This window comes from Pseudomonas sp. GW821-FHT01A09 (assembly GCF_058986725.1).
The window spans coordinates 47943-64547 of the sequence record NZ_JBYSWB010000021.1 but is presented as its reverse complement, the minus strand read 5'-3'; the positions used below and the strand labels follow the sequence as shown (position 1 = coordinate 64547).

Genomic DNA, 16605 nt, shown 5'->3' with positions numbered 1-16605 from the left:
GCGGCGTCTGGCTTGTTCGCGGGCAGAGCCCGCTCCCACAGGGGCGCGTGGCTGGCGCTCGGCTTGATGATCGTGGCCGGTAACGCGCTGGCCGCGCCTAAGGCGTGTGAAGCATTGAAGGCCGAGATCGAAGCCAAGATCCAGGCGCAGGGCGTCACGTCCTACACGCTGGAAATCATCACCGCCGAAGAAGCCAAGAGCCAGGATCCGTCCATGATCGTCGGTTCCTGCAACTTTGGTCGCATGAAGATCATCTATCAGAAAAACGATCGATAGCGGCTAGAACAGGCAGCTTTGCTGGTTGTCATCCGCCACGATCGCGCCGCTGGCGTCATGCAGGCGCGCCTCGGGCGAAATCCCCAGTACCCACCCTTCCAGACGATAGTGTTGGCCGGCCTTGAAGTCCGGGTATTCGACGCGCAGGTAGCAGGTACGGTATTGCGGGTCGTTCCACCTGGCGCCCCAGGTGATTTCGTAATCGAAGCGAATCAACAAGGTGTGCGGCCCCGGGGTGACCTGGAAATAGCGGCCGTCATCCAGACGCTTGCCGTCGAGCCGTTCGGCCATGACCAGCCTGCCAGTCTGGGTGTACAGGTCGACCCAGGCCATCTTTGGATTATCGGGCGGCAGCGGCGGTAACGCGCAAGCGCTCAGCAAGCTGACCAAGGACAGGGGAAGCAGGTGGCGCATGGCAAACTCCGCAGGTGAGGTTGCAAGCATATCACCGCTTTTCATACCCCTGTAGCGAGGGGCTCGGCCCGAAAACGCTATTGCCACTGCGGTAACGGGTGGAGCCATTCGGGGGCAAACCCCTTCGCTACAGGCGTGGGGCTCCTCAGGCGCTCTGGCACCCGGCCGGCTTGGCCTGGCCGACCACCTTGCGCTGCTGGTCATAGAGCTTCGCCCACGGCTGGAAGCCCAGGCTGCCGGCCTCGAGCTGATAGCGCTCGCCGGCGGTGAAGGTCTTGAAGTTCAGGCTCAGCTGGCAATCGCGCCACAAGGTTTCGCTGTTCGGACCGATATTGGTAGGGTCGACTGCGAACTGATAGCGTACCTTGAGCTCATGGCTACCAGGTTGCACTTCAAAATAGCGTTTGTCCGTCCAGTCGTGGGCATCCACCTGTTCCGCGCGCAGCGAGCTGTCGGCCTTGGGGTGCAAGTCGATCCAGGCTTGCCTGGGGTCGGGATTGGGCAGGGTGCTGCAGCCGGCCAGCATGGCCGCTACTGAACAAACGAACAATATTTCACGCATGGCGAATCTCCTAAGAGGCAACATGGGCCCTGCCCGCCCCCGGTGTAGCGCATGAAAACGCCGAGGGCTTTGTGTAACGAGCGAGCGGGACGACCGATGGCGCAGATGGGATTTTTTTCTTTGGCACGCTCAAACCTTGGCTCACTCGACCGTTTTTTTCGGCTGTTGGTTCCCCTGACGCTCAGCGGGCTGCTCAACGGTTGCTCGACCCTGAGCTACTACGGACAGCTGGCCGATGGCCAGTGGCAGCTGCTGCGCGGACGGCAGCCGGTGGCCACAGTCATCGCCGATCCGGCCACCGACGCCAGGTTGCGCGCACGCCTGGAGCGCTCCCAGGCGGCTCGCGATTTCGCCAGCCAGCACCTGCATCTGCCGAACAACCGCAGCTATCGCCTGTACGTGGACATTCATCGGCCCTCGGTGGTGTGGAACGTGTTCGCCACCACCGAGTTCTCGCTGAACCCGCAGACCCATTGCTTCCCCATCGCCGGTTGCGTCGCCTACCGCGGCTACTACAGCCAAGGCGCGGCCCGGGGCGCAGCGGCGTTGCAATGCCAGCAGGGGATGGATGTGTACGTGGGCGGCGTGGAGGCCTATTCGACCCTGGGCTGGTTCGATGACCCGATCATCAGTTCGATGATGACCTGGGGCGACGAGCGCCTGGCCACGCTGATCTTTCACGAGCTGGCCCATCAGAATTTCTACCTGAAGAACGACACCGAATTCAACGAATCCTACGCCACCTTCGTCGAGCAGGAAGGCACTCGGCAGTGGCGCGTCGCGCGGGGGCTGGCGCCGGCCAACGTGGATCTGAACCTGCAGCTGGACCAGTTCACCCAATTGGTATTGGCAACCCGCGAGCGTCTGCAGCAGCTTTACGCGCAGCCGTTGAGCAGCGACGCCATGCGCAGCGCCAAGGCGGCAGAGTTCCAGCACATGCGCCAGCAATACGAAGCGCTCAAGGCCAGCCAATGGGGTGGCAAGGGCCGATTCGATGCTTGGGTGTATTCGCCGTTGAACAACGCCAAGCTGCTGCCGTTCGGCCTGTACGACCAGTATGTGCCGGCGTTCGCGCAGGTGTTCAGGCAGGTGAACGGGGATTGGCCGGCATTCTATGCCGAGGTCCGGCGCCTGGGTGGCTTGCCCGCGGATGAGCGCAAGGCGGCGTTGCAGCAACTCATGCGCTGACCCCGTAGCGAGGGGGCTTGCCCCCGAAAGCCAGTACCCACGACATCACCGCTGCAGATATACCGCTATCGGAGGCAAGCCTCCTCGCTACAGGGTTTCAGGCGCAATCAGGAACGCGTCGCGCATTTGCGCCACCGTCTCGAAATGATAAGTCGGCCGCTGCGCGCTCAACTCTTCTCGACCGCCAAAGCCATACCCCACCGCCGCCACATCCAGGCCGTTGAGCCTGCCACCGATCAAGTCATGCTTGCGATCGCCGATCATCAGGGTATGGGCTGGATCCAGCCGCTCTTGATCGAGAAGGTGGCGGATCAGCTCGACCTTGTTGGTCCGCGTACCGTCCAGCTCGCTGCCGTAGATCACCTTGAAATGCCGAGCGAAGTCGAAATGCCGGGCGATCTCCCTGGCGAATTCCCACGGCTTGGAGGTGGCGATATACAAGTGCCGGCCCTGCCCCACCAAGGTCTCCAGCAGCTCGACTACGCCATCGAACACCTGATTCTCATACAGCCCGGTGACCTTGAAGCGATCACGATAATGATTGAGCGCCTCCCAGGCCCGTGCTTCGTCGAAGCCATAAGCGTGCATGAACTGCTCCAGCAGCGGCGGCCCGATAAAGTGCTCCAGCGCCACCAGGTCCGGCTCGTCGATGCCCAGCTTGGCCAGCGCATACTGCACCGAGCGGGTAATACCCTGGCGCGGGTCGGTCAGCGTGCCATCGAGGTCGAACAGAATATTTTGATAATGCATGAGGGTCCCGATCTTATTCGCCCCGGTCGAAGCCTTCGGCCAGGTGTTGGTCTTTGAGCTTCACGTAGTTGCCCGCGGTGTAGGTGAAAAACGCCCGCTCCTTGTCGGTCAAAGGCCGTGCCTGTTTGACCGGGCTGCCGACATAGAGATATCCGCTCTCCAGGCGCTTGCCCGGCGGTACCAGGCTGCCGGCGCCGATGATCACCTCGTCCTCGACCACCGCGCCGTCCATCACCGTGCTGCCCATGCCCACCAGAATGCGGCTGCCCAGGGTGCAACCGTGGAGCATGACCTTGTGGCCGATGGTCACGTCGTCGCCGATGATCAAAGGGAAGCCCTCAGGGTTGAATGGGCCGGCGTGGGTGATGTGCAGCACGCTGGCGTCCTGCACGCTGGTGCGCTGGCCGATGCGGATGCGGTGCATGTCGCCGCGGATCACCGTCAGCGGCCACACCGAGCTGTCGGCGCCCAGTTCGACGTCACCGATGACCACTGCCGAACGGTCGACGAATACCCGCTCGCCCAGCGCTGGCGTGTGATGTTGGAAGGTGCGAATGGCCACGATAGTCTCCTTCTTTGAGAGCGATAGCTGCGGTGAGCGTCGATTGTAATTAAGATGTCCCAGTGTTTCTTCTCAGCCAAGGTGTTTAACCGTGAGCGCGAACAATCCGCTTCTGCAGTCCTACGATCTGCCACCGTTCTCTGCGATCCGTCCAGAGCACGTGCAACCAGCGATTGAACAGATCCTGGCCGATAACCGCAAAGCCATCGCCGACCTGCTGGCCAACCAGGGTAGCCAACCGACCTGGGCCGGCCTGGTGCTGGCCATGGACGAACTCAACGACCGCCTGGGCGCCGCCTGGAGCCCGGTCAGCCACCTCAATGCCGTGCGCAACAGCCCCGAACTGCGCCAGGCCTACGAAGGCTGCCTGCCCGCACTGAGCGCCTACTCCACCGAGATGGGCCAGAATCGCCAGTTGTTCCAGGCCTTCGAAGCGCTGGCCAACGGCCCGGAAGCGGCCGGCTTCGACATCGCCCAGAAAACCATTCTGGAGCACTCGCTGCGCGATTTCCGCCTGTCCGGTATCGACCTGCCGCCCGAGCAGCAAAAGCGCTATGCCGAGGTGCAGAGTACGCTCTCCGAGCTGGGCAGCAAATTTTCCAACCAGCTGCTGGATGCCACCCAGGCGTGGACCAAGCACGTCACCGATGAAAGCAAACTCGCCGGCCTTACCGACTCGGCCAAGGCGCAGATGGCCGCCGCGGCCAAGGCCAAGGATCTCGACGGTTGGCTGATCAACCTCGAGTTTCCCAGCTACTACGCGGTGATGACCTACGCTCACGACCGCGCGTTGCGTGAAGAGGTCTACGCGGCCTACTGCACCCGCGCCTCCGATCAAGGCCCGAACGCCGGTCAGAACGACAACGGCCCGGTCATGGAGCAGATCCTCGACCTGCGTCAGGAACTGGCCAGCCTGCTGGGCTACGCCAACTTCGCCGAGCTGAGCCTGGCCACCAAGATGGCCGAGTCCAGCGATCAAGTGCTGAGCTTTCTGCGCGATCTGGCCAAGCGCAGCAAGCCGTTTGCCGTTCAGGACCTGCAACAGCTGCGTGCCTACGCCGCCGAGCAGGGCTGCGCCGATCTGCAAAGCTGGGACAGCGGCTTCTATGGCGAAAAACTGCGCGAGCAGCGCTACAGCGTGTCCCAGGAAGCCCTGCGTGCTTACTTCCCGATCGACAAGGTGCTCGGTGGTCTGTTCGCCATCGTGCAGCGCCTGTACGGCATCGAGATCGCCGAGCAGAAGGGCTTCGACACCTGGCACCCGGACGTGCGCCTGTTCGAGATCAAGGAAAACGGCCAGCACGTCGGCCGCTTCTTCTTCGACCTCTATGCCCGCGCCAACAAGCGTGGCGGCGCGTGGATGGACGGCGCCCGCGATCGTCGCCGCACCGCTGACGGCGTGCTGCAGAGCCCGGTGGCCAACCTGGTGTGCAACTTCACCCCGGCCGACGCCGGCAAGCCGGCGCTGTTGACCCACGATGAAGTCACCACGCTGTTCCACGAGTTCGGCCATGGCTTGCATCACCTGCTGACCCGCGTCGAGCATGCCGGCGTGTCGGGCATCAATGGCGTGGCCTGGGATGCCGTCGAGCTGCCGAGCCAATTCATGGAAAACTGGTGCTGGGAGCCTGAAGGCCTGGCGCTCATCTCCGGTCACTACGAGACCGGCGAAGCGCTGCCCCAGGACCTGCTGGAAAAAATGCTCGCCGCCAAGAACTTCCAGTCCGGCCTGATGATGGTGCGCCAACTGGAGTTCTCGCTGTTCGACTTCGAGATGCACGCCACCCATGGCGATGGGCGCAGCGTCGCGCAGGTGCTGGACGGCATCCGCGATGAAGTCTCGGTCATGCGCCCACCGGCCTACAACCGCTTCCCTAATAGCTTCGCGCACATCTTCGCGGGCGGTTACGCGGCGGGCTACTACAGCTACAAGTGGGCCGAGGTGTTGTCGGCGGACGCCTTCTCCAAGTTCGAAGAAGAAGGTGTGCTCAACGAGCAGACTGGCCGCGCCTTCCGTGAAGCCATCCTGGCCCGCGGCGGTTCCCAGGCGCCGATGGTGCTGTTCGTCGACTTCCGCGGGCGTGAGCCCTCGATCGATGCGCTGCTGCGCCACAGCGGCCTGAGCGAGGACGCGGCGGCATGATCACCAAGAAGCGCTTTATCGCCGGGGCGGTCTGCCCGGCGTGCAGCGAGCCGGACAAACTGATGATGTGGAGCGTTGACGACGTGCCTCATCGTGAGTGCGTGGCCTGCGGCTATGCCGACACCCTCAACGAGCAAGGTAACTCGGTGCCCAGCGAGCTGGGTACGCGGGTCAACAAGCCCGCGCCGAAGGTTGCCAAACCGAATGTCCAGGTCGTGCAGTTCTTCCCCAATCCGAAGCTCAAGAAGCCCACGGAGTAAGACCGCAAAACGGCAGCCTCGCGCTGCCGTTTTCATTCATGTGCGGTAGAGGGGCAACGCCGTTCGCCCTTCGCGCGTCCCTAGACTGAGGCTCCCTATCAGCCCCGTCAAAGGACACGAACATGCACGAAAATTCCCTGCCCGCTTTCAGTCAGATGCGCGCCGACGAGATCGGCCCGGCCATCGAGGCGATGCTGGCGAGCAATCTCCAAGCCCTTTCTGCCATTCTCATCGATCAGCAAGCCGCCCCGACCTGGGAAGGTTTGATGCACCCTCTCGAAGACCTCAACCAGCGCATGCTGGCCCTGATTCAGCCCATTGGCCTGCGGGCCCAGGAAGATCACAGCGGCGAGCTGGCGCAGGCGTTTCAGCAGGGCATGGAGCGCGTCACCTTGTATCTGACCGCGCTGCGCCAGAACCCTACGCTCTTTGGCCTGATGCAAACACTGCAGGAGAGCCCGGCGGCGGCCGATTACACCCCCGAGCGTCACTGTGTCCTGGGCCATTGGCTGCGGGACGCCAGATTGGCGGGTATAGGTTTCGAAAAGCCAGTGCGTGATCGCGTGCAGCAGCTGCAGCTCGAGCTGGAAGTCCTGTTCGCGCAATTCACCCACAACACCCAGCTAGCGCGCGAGGCCTGGAGCAAGGACTTCACCGACGAGAGCGAGCTGAGCGGGCTCTTGGATGTACACAAGCAAGGCCTCGCCGAGCTGGCGGCGCAGCAAGGCGCCGACGGCTGGCGCCTGACACTCGACACGCCGTTGTTCAAGGATGTGCTGTCCCACGCCCACAGCCGTGAGCTGCGCGAGGACGTCTACAAGGCGTTCATCACCTTGGCGTCGGACCAGAGCCCGACGCCGGGTGCGCCGGACAATGGCCCGGTCATCGACGGTATTCTGGTCAAGCGTCTCGAACTGGCCAGGATGCTGGGTCATGAAAACTACGCCCAGCGCGCAATGGCCACCCGCATGTTCGAAGTGCCGCACGACGTGGAGGCCTTCCTGCTTGCCCTGCTGGCCAAGGTGCGCCCGGCCGCCGAGGCGGAGTTGCAGCGTCTGCGCGAATTCGTCAGACAGTTCGGAGCACCGGAGCTACAGGGCTGGGACCTCGCCTACTATCAAGAGCTGTATCAGCGTGAGCATTTTGGCGTGTCCGAAGCCGAGGTGCGCGAATACTTCGCCGTCCCCGCAGTGCTCAAGGGCCTCGCGGCGTTGGTCCAGCAGCTGTTCGGCGTGCAGATGCACGAAGTCGTACAGGCCGACACCTGGCATACCGATATCAGAGTCTTCGAGTTGCGCTCGGGCGATACAGCGCTGGGCGCCGTCTATTTCGATCTTTATCCACGCGCCGCCAAGTCGCCAGGGATCTGGATGCAGGGGGTTCGGGATCGGCATCGGTTCGTCGATGGCAGTCTGCAGTTGCCACTGGCGCTGCTGAGCTGCGACTTTACCAAGCCTGCCGATGACGATGCGCGCTTGAGCCTGGGCCAGCTGACGGACCTGCTGCATGAGTTCGGTCACGCGATGCACCATGTGCTGACTCAGGTCGACCATGGCAGTGTGGCGGGCATCAATGGCGTGGCCGAGGATGCAGTGGAGTTCCCCAGCCGCTTGTTCGAAGCCTGGGCCATGGAGCCGTCGAGCGTGGCGCTGATGTCGGCGCATCGGCAGACCGGAGCGCCGATATCGCCGACGTTCCTGCACAGCGCACTGGCTTCGCAGCGGGCGTTTCAGGCCATGGAAATGGTGCAGCAGATCGGCTTTTCGCTGGTTGATCTGCGTCTGCACATGCAGGTTCGCGAGCCGGTGCTGTTACCCGTGGTCGAGGGCGTGCGTGACGAGATCTCGGTGCTGCCCAAAACGTCCATCTCGCGTTTCACTCATTCGTTCATGCACCTTTTCGGCGCCTCGGACTACGCATCGGGCTACTACACCTATGTCTGGTCGAAAGTCCTGGCGGCTGAAACCTTTGCGCGCTTCAAGCGTGAGGGGGTGCTGTCGGCACAGGTTGGCGAGCAGCTGCGCGATCTGATCTTGAGTAAAGGCGGGACAATGCCGATCGGCGACCTGCTGGAGCAGTTCATCGGCCGGCAACCGAACATCGAGGCGTTGTTGGCCGAGATGGGCCTGGCGGACTGAAACGGCCGCGGCGCTGGCCGATCTGCGGTGGCTGGCGCAAGAGGGATGGCTGCGCTACCCTGTGCTGTATGTTTATACAGTCATGGGCGCCTCTTCATGTCATCCCTTTTGCCTCCCCGCGGGCGCGGCACCGCCAGCAATCCTCATAACCGCTTCGCGCCTAGCCGCTCCGTGGCCGAGGATGACGGCTGGCACCAGGAAGCGCCGGTGACGCAGGGCACCGAGGTGATGTTCGAGACCGCCAAGACCATCATCACCCGCAACCAGTCCCCGGACTTGCCGTTCGACCGTTCCATCAATCCCTATCGTGGCTGCGAGCATGGCTGTATCTATTGCTACGCTCGGCCCAGCCACGCCTATTGGGACATGTCTCCAGGTCTGGATTTCGAAACCCGGCTGATCGCCAAGACCAACGCCGCCGAGTTGCTCGAGCAGCAACTCGGCAAGCGCGGTTACGTGTGCGCGCCCATCAACCTGGGCTCCAACACCGACCCCTACCAGCCGATCGAACGGGAGCAGCGCCTGACCCGGCAGTTGCTGGAAGTGCTGCTGCGCTACCGCCATCCGGTGACCATCGTCACCAAGGGCTCCTTGATCCTGCGCGATCTCGACCTGCTCACGCAGTTGGCCGAGCAGCGCCTGGTGTCAGTGATGATCAGCCTGACTACGCTGGATGACGAGCTCAAGCGCATCCTGGAGCCCCGCGCCGCAGCGCCCAAAGCGCGGTTGCGGGCCATACGGGTGATGCGTGAAGCCGGCATCCCGGTGGGTGTGCTGTGTTCGCCGATGATTCCGATGATCAACGACATGGAGCTGGAGCACCTGCTCGCCGAAGCCCACGCTGCCGGCGCGGTGAGCGCCAACTACATGATGCTGAGGCTGCCGCTGGAAGTCGCGCCGCTGTTCGAGGATTGGCTGCATGCCCATTACCCGCAACGGGCCGAGCACGTGCTGAGCCTGATCCGCCAGAGCCGCGGCGGCGAACTCTATGACAGCCGCTTCGGCAGCCGGATGCGCGGCGAAGGCGTCTTCGCGCAACTGCTGGCTCAGCGTTTCGCCAAGGCCATCAAGCGCTACGGCCTGGAGCGCCGTGAAGGTTATCGACTGGACTGCTCGGCGTTCTGCCCGCCGGGGCAGCAGATGTCGCTGCTTTGATGTGCCCCTGCAGCCAGGAGGCTTGCCTCCGGAACAGTGCCCACTGCCCACTATCCAGTCCGGAAATATTCAAGCGTTTTCTGATTGCAAACAATCTGATGTTCAATAGCGCTTATTCAGGTTCAATTAAGTTTGACAGGGTAGCTTCAATGGCGAACGACCACTGGGTCACCAAGCTCCCCGTATCGCCTGGATGCGCGTAGCATCAGGTTCGATATTTCACCTGTTAGCCCTATGACCCGACCGTCAGAGAGGATGAAGTATGCCCGACCATGATCATGAAAAGGTTCCCGCTCCCCATAGCCACGAGGGTTGCGAGAACGCTGACGAGGCCCTTCGGCACATCGTCGATGGCTTCCTGCATTTCCACCACGAAGTGTTTCCTGAGCAGCAAGAGCTGTTCAAGAAGCTGGCCACCGCGCAAGCGCCACGCGCCATGTTCATCACCTGCGCCGACTCGCGCATCGTTCCTGAACTCATTACCCAAAGCTCGCCCGGCGACCTGTTCGTCACCCGCAACGTGGGCAACGTCGTACCGCCCTACGGGCAAATGAACGGCGGCGTGTCGACGGCGCTGGAATACGCCATCCTCGCCCTCGGCGTGCAGCACGTCATCGTCTGCGGCCACTCGGATTGCGGCGCCATGCGCGCGGTGCTCAACCCTCACACCCTCGACAAGATGCCCACGGTCAAGGCCTGGCTGCGGCATGCCGAAGTGGCGAGGATCGTGGTCGAGGACAACTGCAACTGCACCACTGAAGCCGAAAGCATGCAGGTGCTCACCGAAGAGAACATCATCTGCCAGCTGCAGCATTTGCGCACTCACCCATCGGTGGCCTCGCGCATGGCCAGCGGACAGCTGTTCATCCATGGCTGGGTCTACAGCATCGAAACCAGCGAAATCAAGGCGTACGACGCCGAACAGGATCGCTTCATCCCCTTGGACAGAAACCGTCCTATCCCCTGCGCAACGCCCAAAGGTCGCTTCTGACCGACGTTGCATGACAAGCAGTTGATGGGCCCTCGAAAGGCCGCGACCTGAGTGCGCGGCCTGGTTCGCTGCACGTGTCGGACAGTCAACTCGATAACGAGAACAACGCCCGTTGACTGGGAGACAGCACTGCCCGCGCGATTCTTCGATCGTCGCTGGTGGCTGTGTTCCGGTGGCTTTTGCGTTCCTGCGAGAGTCGCCTTTCGGCACTGGCAACGATCGCCGGCCCTGCAGGAATTTTCAGGAGAATGGTCATGAATATGGCGCAAATGAAAGCGGCTCTGCCCCGGGAATTGCTGGCCTCGGTGGTGGTGTTTCTGGTGGCGTTGCCGTTGTGCATGGGGATCGCCATCGCGTCCGGCATGCCACCGGCCAAGGGCCTGATCACCGGCATCATCGGCGGTGTGGTGGTGGGCTTCCTGGCGGGGTCGCCGCTGCAGGTCAGCGGCCCGGCGGCGGGGCTGGCGGTATTGGTGTTCGAGCTGGTGCGTCAGCATGGCATGGCGATGCTGGGGCCGATCCTGTTGCTGGCGGGCTTCCTGCAACTGTTGGCCGGGCGGTTCAAGCTCGGCTGCTGGTTCCGGGTTACCGCACCGGCGGTGGTGTACGGCATGCTCGCGGGGATCGGTGTGCTGATCGTGCTGTCGCAGGTGCATGTGATGTTCGACAGCGCGCCCAAGCCCTCCGGACTCGACAACTTGCTGGGTTTCCCGGCGACCCTCGCTCAGGCGATGCCGGTGATGGGCGGTAGCCTGGGCTGGCAAGCTGGGCTTTTAGGGCTGCTGACCATCGCCATCATGTGGTGCTGGGAGCATTATCGGCCGCAGTCCCTGCGCTTTGTGCCGGGGGCACTGTTGGGTGTGGGGGCGGCCACGGCGGTCAGTCTGGCGCTGGCGTTGTCAGTCAAACGCGTCGAAGTGCCGGACAACCTTGCCGAAGCCATCGACTGGCTGCGCCCGGCCGACCTGCTCAATCTGGCCGATCCGACGCTGTTGATCGCCGCCTTTGCCGTGGCCTTTATCGCCAGTGCCGAAACCCTGCTGTCGGCAGCGGCGGTGGACCGCATGCACAACGGCGTGCGCTCGGACTTCGATCGCGAACTGTCGGCCCAGGGCGTGGGCAACATGCTGTGTGGCCTGTTGGGTGCACTGCCGATGACCGGGGTGATCGTGCGCAGCTCGGCCAACGTCCAGGCCGGGGCGCGCACGCGGATGTCGGCGATCCTCCATGGGGTGTGGCTGCTGGCGTTCGTGGTGATCCTGTCCAGTGTGCTGCAGAGCATTCCAGTGGCCAGTCTGGCGGGTGTGCTGGTGTATACCGGCTTCAAGCTGGTTGACCTCAAGGCGCTGCGCGGGCTGGGCCGCTACGGGCGGATCCCGATGCTCACCTATGGCGTGACCGCCTTGGCAATCATCTTCACCGACCTGCTTACCGGCGTGCTGCTGGGTTTCGCCCTGACTCTGCTGCGCCTGGCGCTGAAGGCCGCGCGGCTGAAGATCACGGTGATCGAGACCGGGCCCAGGCAAGTGGAGCTGCGCCTGATCGGGGCGGCGACCTTTCTCAAGGTCCCGGCCCTGACCCGCGCACTGGAAGGCATTCCGCCAGGCACTACCGTGCAGGTGCCGATGGGCTACTTGAGCTACATCGACCATTCCTGCCTGGAGTTGCTGGAGGATTGGGGGCGGGCCAACAAGGCCAATGGCTCACGGATGGAGATCGAGAGCCGCGGGTTGAAGCGGCGGATCGAGGGGCAGTTGCGCACGAGTGCTGGTTGATTATGCATGTAGCGAGGGGGCTTGCCCCCGATCAGGCGCCAATGGTGAGGCTGATCGGGGGCGAGCCCCTCGCCAAAACAGTCAACTGCGGGGCAGTGAATTCTGCTCCTCCAGTGACAGCCCGACGTTCAACTGACGTGACATGCAGGGCCATTGCTTCCAGGCGTTACCTGTCTGCGGGCTGGTCAGCTTGTCGCGATAGGCCTCGACGGCTTCCACAGCGAAACTCTCATCGTCGAGCATGTTATCCACCGAGTGGTGCACCACTTCATCCAGCTCATTGCCGAAGTCTTCGCCGATCAGCTGATGCACGATCAGGCTGGCCACCGTGGTATCCAGTGGAATCAACGGCTGGCCGAGGTGTTTGATGTACAGGTCGTTGACCTCTTCCACCAGGCGGTGCGCCAGATAGGCTTCATCCAGCAGGCAATCCAGGCCTTCATGGCCGTTCAGCGCCGATGGCGGGCTGGTGAAGTATTGCTCGGCGATCTTCAGCACCGGTTTGATCTGCGATTCGATACCGGCTTCGCGTGCAACACCATTGGCGGCGTCCAGCAAGTCCGGCACCTGCTCGATGTAAGCGCTGACGAAGCGGACCAGTACGCCCTCGGCGTCGCTGTCGGGCAGATGGATAGCCCGATGCAGATGAGGGACTTGTGCTGCCAACTGCTGGGCCAGTCGGCCGCTCTTGGTTTCGTGCTCAATGGCACTGTTGATCTGCTCGCGCAATGCGGCGGTGTTCATGAACGCTCCGGATAACTGAGTAGGCGATAAACGCGACGAAAGTCCTACGATAGCTGGGTTATGACGACGGCTCAGACGCATTTGTCATAATTATTTAACGCGGGTGCGCAATGCGATTATATCGAATCGCCATCATGCGGTTATAAGCTTGCTCCCCATGGTTCTTCCTGTGGCGCGGTGGGGTGTTGTACCGTAGCCACCGGCTGCGCGCGGTGATCGGCTACAGCCTTAATGAGACACCGCGCTGTTCACGGATCAACCTCCTGCGTTGAATGTATGAATCGAACCCAAAAGACCGTTTTTGCACTGTTCGTGGTGGTGGCACTGGTCCTTGGCCTGACCGTCAAGTACGTGCTCGACCAGCGCAACGCCAGCTTCTCCCCCGAGCAGATCGATGCCGGGATCATCCTGCTGCCCCAGAGCCGGCCCATTCCAGCGTTGCAGATGACCGATCAGGACGGCCAGCCCGTCAGCCTCGATCAGCTGAAAGGCAAATGGTCAGTGTTGTTCTTCGGCTACACCTTCTGCCCGGACATCTGCCCGACCACCCTGGCGCAGTTGCGGCAGATCAAGGCCGAACTGCCCAAGAGCACGGTCGCGCGTATGCAAGTGATCCTGGTCAGCGTCGATCCGCAGCGCGATACACCGGCCAAGCTCAAGGAGTATCTGGGTTACTTCGACAAGGACTTCCGCGGCTTCAACGCGCCAGTGCCGGTGCTGGAGTCGTTCGCCAGGGCGGTGAGCATGCCCTACGTGGAGCCGGACACCAGCAAGCCGAACTACACGGTGAGTCACAGCGGCAATCTGGCGCTGATCGGGCCGGATGGCACCCAGCGCGGGTTCATCCGTGCGCCGTTCAGCACCCCCAAGCTGGTGGCGCAGCTGCCGGGGTTGTTCAAGGGGGATTGAGCAAGCCAGCGCGAACCTTGTAGCGGGGGGGCTTGCCCCCGAAAGATGTAGCAGCCACAACGAAGTCGCTGGCGCGATCTTTCGGGGGCAAGCCCCCCCGCTACAGGGGTCAGACAGCGATTAGAACGCCGGAACCACAGCGCCTTTGTACTTATCGGTGATGAATTGCTTCACCTCGGGACTGTGCAGCGCCGCGGCCAGTTTCTGCATGGCAGGCGAATCCTTGTTGTCCGGGCGGGCCACGAGGATGTTCACGTATGGCGAATCGGCACCTTCGATCAGCAGCGCATCCTTGGCCGGATCCAGTTTGGCCGCCAGCGCATAGTTGGTGTTGATCAGCGCCAGGTCCACCTGGGTCAGCACGCGCGGCAGGGTGGCCGCTTCCAACTCACGAATCTTCAGGTCCTTGGGGTTGGCGGTAATGTCCTTGACGGTCGACAGGATATCGGTCGGATTCTTCAAGGTGATCAGTTTGGCCGCTTGCAACAGCAGCAGTGCGCGACCGCCGTTGGTGGCGTCGTTAGGAATCACCACCTGAGCGCCACCGGGGATTTCGTCCAGCGTCTTGTACTTGGTCGAATAGATGCCCAACGGCTCCAGGTGCACACCCACCACAGCCACCAGATCGGTACCGCGAGCCTTGTTGAATTCGTCCAGATACGGCTGGTGCTGGAAGAAGTTGGCATCCATCTGCTTTTGCGCCACTTGCACGTTCGGCTGCACGTAGTCGCTGAACACCTTGACGTTCAGGTCCACGCCTTCCTTGGCCAGTTGCGGCTTGATGAATTCCAGGATCTCGGCGTGGGGCACGGCGGTGGCTGCCACGGTGAGGGTGTCGTTGGCGTGCACGGCAAAAGATGCCAGGGCGGCGACGATGGCCAGCAGTTTTTTCATAGGGTCTACTCCTTGTGAGGTTCTATGTCGCGAGGGGGCTTGCCCCCGAAAGATCGTGCCAGCGACTTCGTTGTGGCTGATACATCTTTCGGGGGCAAGCCCCCCCGCTACAGGGTTGGGTCACTTGCGCGAAAAATGCACCACCAGCTTGTCGCCGATCGATTGCAGCACCTGCACCATGATGATCAGGATAACCACGGTCACGTACATGACGTTGTCCTGGAAGCGCTGGTAGCCGTAGCGGATGGCCAGGTCGCCCAGTCCCCCCGCGCCGACCACACCGGCCATGGCGGTATAGGAGACGAGCGTAATGGCGGTGACGGTCACAGCGGCGAAGATCCCCGGCAGCGCTTCAGGCAGCAACGCGCGGATGATGATCTGCCGAGGCGTGGCGCCCATGGCCTGGGTCGCTTCGATGATGCCGCGATCGACCTCGCGCAAGGCGGTTTCCACCAACCGCGCGAAAAACGGCGTACAACCGATGACCAGCGGCGGAATCGCACCCATCACCCCGAGCGAGGTGCCGACCAGAAACATGGTGGTGGGGATCAGCACGATCAGCAGGATAATGAACGGCAGCGAGCGCAGCACGTTGACCGCAAAGGCAAGGGCCGCATACAGGCCCCTGTGCTCGAACAGCTGGCGCGGGCCGAACACGAACAGCAGCACGCCCAGCGGCAGGCCCAGCACCACGGTGAACAGCAGCGAGGCGCCGAGCATGGTCAGGGTGTCCAGCGTGGCCTGGCCGATGTCGAGCCAGTCGACGTCGGCGAAGTAATTCAACAGGTCCATCAGCGCAGTACCTCCATATGGACATCCGCCTCGGTGAAGCGGGCAAAGGCGGCGTCCATGTCGCCCCCGGTGATGGCTAGGGTCAGCTGGCCGTAGGGGGCATCCTTGATGCGATCGATACGGCCGGCGAGGATGCTGTAATCCACGCCGGTTTCGCGGGCAACCGTGCCCAGCAAGGGTGCATAGGTCGATTCGCCCTGGAAGGTCAGGCGCACGATACGGCCCGCCACATGGGCAAAATCATCATGCTGTTCGTTTTCATCGACCTGTTCGCTCTCTTGCACGAAGCGCTTGGTGGTGGGGTGCTGCGGATGCAGGAACACCTTGGCCACCGGGCCCTGCTCGACGATCACCCCGGCGTCCATCACCGCGACCTGATCGCAGACCCGGCGGATCACGTCCATCTCATGGGTGATCAATACGATGGTGAGGTTCAGCTCGCGATTGATCTCGGCCAGCAGCTTGAGCACCGAGGCGGTGGTCTGCGGGTCGAGGGCGCTGGTGGCTTCGTCGCACAGCAGGATTTTCGGCTCGGTCGCCAGGGCGCGGGCGATGCCGACGCGCTGTTTCTGGCCGCCGGACAGTTGCGCCGGGTATTTTTTTGCGTGGTCCTGCAGGCCGACGCGGGCCAGCAGTTCGGCCACGCGTTTGTCGATCTGTGCGCGAGACAGCTCGCCGGCCAGGCTCAAGGGCAAGGCGACGTTATCGGCCACGGTCTTGGACGAGAGCAGGTTGAAGTGCTGGAAGATCATGCCGACGCGCTGGCGAAAGCGCCGCAACTGGTCGGCATTGAAGGCGGTCACATCCTCGCCATCGACGATGATGGTGCCACCGCTCGGGGTTTCAAGGCGGTTGATCAGGCGCAGCAGCGTGCTCTTGCCGGCGCCGGAGTGCCCGATCAGGCCGAACACCTGGCCCTGGGGAACGCTCAGGGAGGTGGGATGCAATGCCGGAATGTCCCTACCGGCGACGCGGTAGGTTTTATTTACCTGTTGGAACTCGATCACTTAGCGAACCTTGTGGGGCGCATGAATTAGGAGCAGCGGATAGCT

General features: G+C 62.6%; 17 protein-coding genes. 9 read left to right on the top strand and 8 right to left on the bottom strand.

Annotated features, from left to right (window positions below):
• Positions 1 to 66: 66 nt before the first annotated feature.
• Complete coding sequence (locus tag AC3WJP_RS21260; protein ID WP_493723514.1) at positions 67 to 276, top strand: DUF1161 domain-containing protein; 210 nt, start codon at positions 67 to 69, stop codon at positions 274 to 276.
• A gap of 3 nt (positions 277 to 279) precedes the next feature.
• Here AC3WJP_RS21260 and AC3WJP_RS21255 read toward each other — a convergent pair whose 3' ends face one another.
• Both AC3WJP_RS21255 and AC3WJP_RS21250 read right to left on the bottom strand, forming a co-directional pair.
• Positions 280 to 690, bottom strand: a complete 411-nt coding sequence (locus AC3WJP_RS21255) for a PA0061/PA0062 family lipoprotein (protein WP_493723515.1) — start codon at positions 688 to 690, stop codon at positions 280 to 282.
• A gap of 145 nt (positions 691 to 835) precedes the next feature.
• Positions 836 to 1252, bottom strand: a complete 417-nt coding sequence (locus AC3WJP_RS21250) for a PA0061/PA0062 family lipoprotein (protein ID WP_493723516.1) — start codon at positions 1250 to 1252, stop codon at positions 836 to 838.
• Positions 1253 to 1372: 120 nt separating this feature from the next.
• Here AC3WJP_RS21250 and AC3WJP_RS21245 point away from each other — a divergent pair, with 120 nt between their 5' ends.
• Positions 1373 to 2440, top strand: a complete 1068-nt coding sequence (locus AC3WJP_RS21245) for an aminopeptidase (RefSeq protein WP_493723517.1) — start codon at positions 1373 to 1375, stop codon at positions 2438 to 2440.
• A gap of 87 nt (positions 2441 to 2527) precedes the next feature.
• On the opposite strand, the gene AC3WJP_RS21240 is transcribed toward AC3WJP_RS21245, so the two are convergent.
• Positions 2528 to 3190, bottom strand: coding sequence for an HAD family hydrolase (locus tag AC3WJP_RS21240; protein ID WP_493723518.1), 663 nt, complete (start codon positions 3188 to 3190; stop codon positions 2528 to 2530).
• A 13-nt stretch (positions 3191 to 3203) separates the two neighbouring features.
• Positions 3204 to 3752 (bottom strand): gamma carbonic anhydrase family protein, encoded by a 549-nt coding sequence (locus tag AC3WJP_RS21235; RefSeq protein WP_493723519.1) that lies wholly within the window; start codon positions 3750 to 3752, stop codon positions 3204 to 3206.
• Positions 3753 to 3843: 91 nt separating this feature from the next.
• Between AC3WJP_RS21235 and prlC the strand changes: the two genes are divergently transcribed.
• The 6 genes from prlC (at position 3844) to AC3WJP_RS21205 (ending at position 12214) form a co-directional block, all read left to right on the top strand.
• On the top strand, positions 3844 to 5895 hold the full coding sequence (prlC, locus tag AC3WJP_RS21230) for an oligopeptidase A (RefSeq protein ID WP_493723520.1): 2052 nt from the start codon (positions 3844 to 3846) through the stop codon (positions 5893 to 5895).
• Positions 5892 to 6155, top strand: coding sequence for a YheV family putative zinc ribbon protein (locus AC3WJP_RS21225; RefSeq protein ID WP_493723521.1), 264 nt, complete (start codon positions 5892 to 5894; stop codon positions 6153 to 6155). Before prlC ends, AC3WJP_RS21225 begins: the two co-directional genes overlap by 4 nt.
• A 122-nt stretch (positions 6156 to 6277) precedes the next feature.
• Positions 6278 to 8293 carry a M3 family metallopeptidase gene (locus AC3WJP_RS21220; RefSeq protein WP_493723522.1) on the top strand — a complete coding sequence of 672 codons (2016 nt, stop codon included), beginning with the start codon at positions 6278 to 6280 and terminating at the stop codon, positions 8291 to 8293.
• 96 nt (positions 8294 to 8389) lie between these two features.
• Positions 8390 to 9448 carry a PA0069 family radical SAM protein gene (locus AC3WJP_RS21215; protein WP_493723523.1) on the top strand — a complete coding sequence of 353 codons (1059 nt, stop codon included), beginning with the start codon at positions 8390 to 8392 and terminating at the stop codon, positions 9446 to 9448.
• Positions 9449 to 9710: 262 nt separating this feature from the next.
• Entirely contained in the window at positions 9711 to 10439 is a 729-nt protein-coding gene (locus tag AC3WJP_RS21210) for a carbonic anhydrase (protein ID WP_493723524.1), read from the top strand.
• A 254-nt stretch (positions 10440 to 10693) separates the two neighbouring features.
• Positions 10694 to 12214 (top strand): SulP family inorganic anion transporter, encoded by a 1521-nt coding sequence (locus tag AC3WJP_RS21205; RefSeq protein WP_493723525.1) that lies wholly within the window; start codon positions 10694 to 10696, stop codon positions 12212 to 12214.
• 81 nt (positions 12215 to 12295) lie between these two features.
• On the opposite strand, the gene AC3WJP_RS21200 is transcribed toward AC3WJP_RS21205, so the two are convergent.
• The gene (locus AC3WJP_RS21200) at positions 12296 to 12958 is read right to left on the bottom strand and encodes a hypothetical protein (protein WP_493723526.1); all 663 of its coding nucleotides are present in this window, start codon (positions 12956 to 12958) and stop codon (positions 12296 to 12298) included.
• Between the two features lie 276 nt (positions 12959 to 13234).
• On the opposite strand from AC3WJP_RS21200, the gene AC3WJP_RS21195 reads away from it, so the two are divergent.
• Positions 13235 to 13867 (top strand): SCO family protein, encoded by a 633-nt coding sequence (locus AC3WJP_RS21195; protein WP_493723527.1) that lies wholly within the window; start codon positions 13235 to 13237, stop codon positions 13865 to 13867.
• Positions 13868 to 13987: 120 nt separating this feature from the next.
• Here AC3WJP_RS21195 and AC3WJP_RS21190 read toward each other — a convergent pair whose 3' ends face one another.
• From AC3WJP_RS21190 to AC3WJP_RS21180, 3 genes are all read right to left on the bottom strand, one after another.
• Positions 13988 to 14761 (bottom strand): MetQ/NlpA family ABC transporter substrate-binding protein, encoded by a 774-nt coding sequence (locus AC3WJP_RS21190; RefSeq protein WP_493723528.1) that lies wholly within the window; start codon positions 14759 to 14761, stop codon positions 13988 to 13990.
• Between the two features lie 120 nt (positions 14762 to 14881).
• Positions 14882 to 15553, bottom strand: coding sequence for a methionine ABC transporter permease (locus AC3WJP_RS21185; protein ID WP_493723529.1), 672 nt, complete (start codon positions 15551 to 15553; stop codon positions 14882 to 14884).
• Positions 15553 to 16560 (bottom strand): methionine ABC transporter ATP-binding protein, encoded by a 1008-nt coding sequence (locus tag AC3WJP_RS21180; protein ID WP_493723530.1) that lies wholly within the window; start codon positions 16558 to 16560, stop codon positions 15553 to 15555. Before AC3WJP_RS21180 ends, AC3WJP_RS21185 begins: the two co-directional genes overlap by 1 nt.
• Positions 16561 to 16605 lie beyond the last annotated feature (45 nt).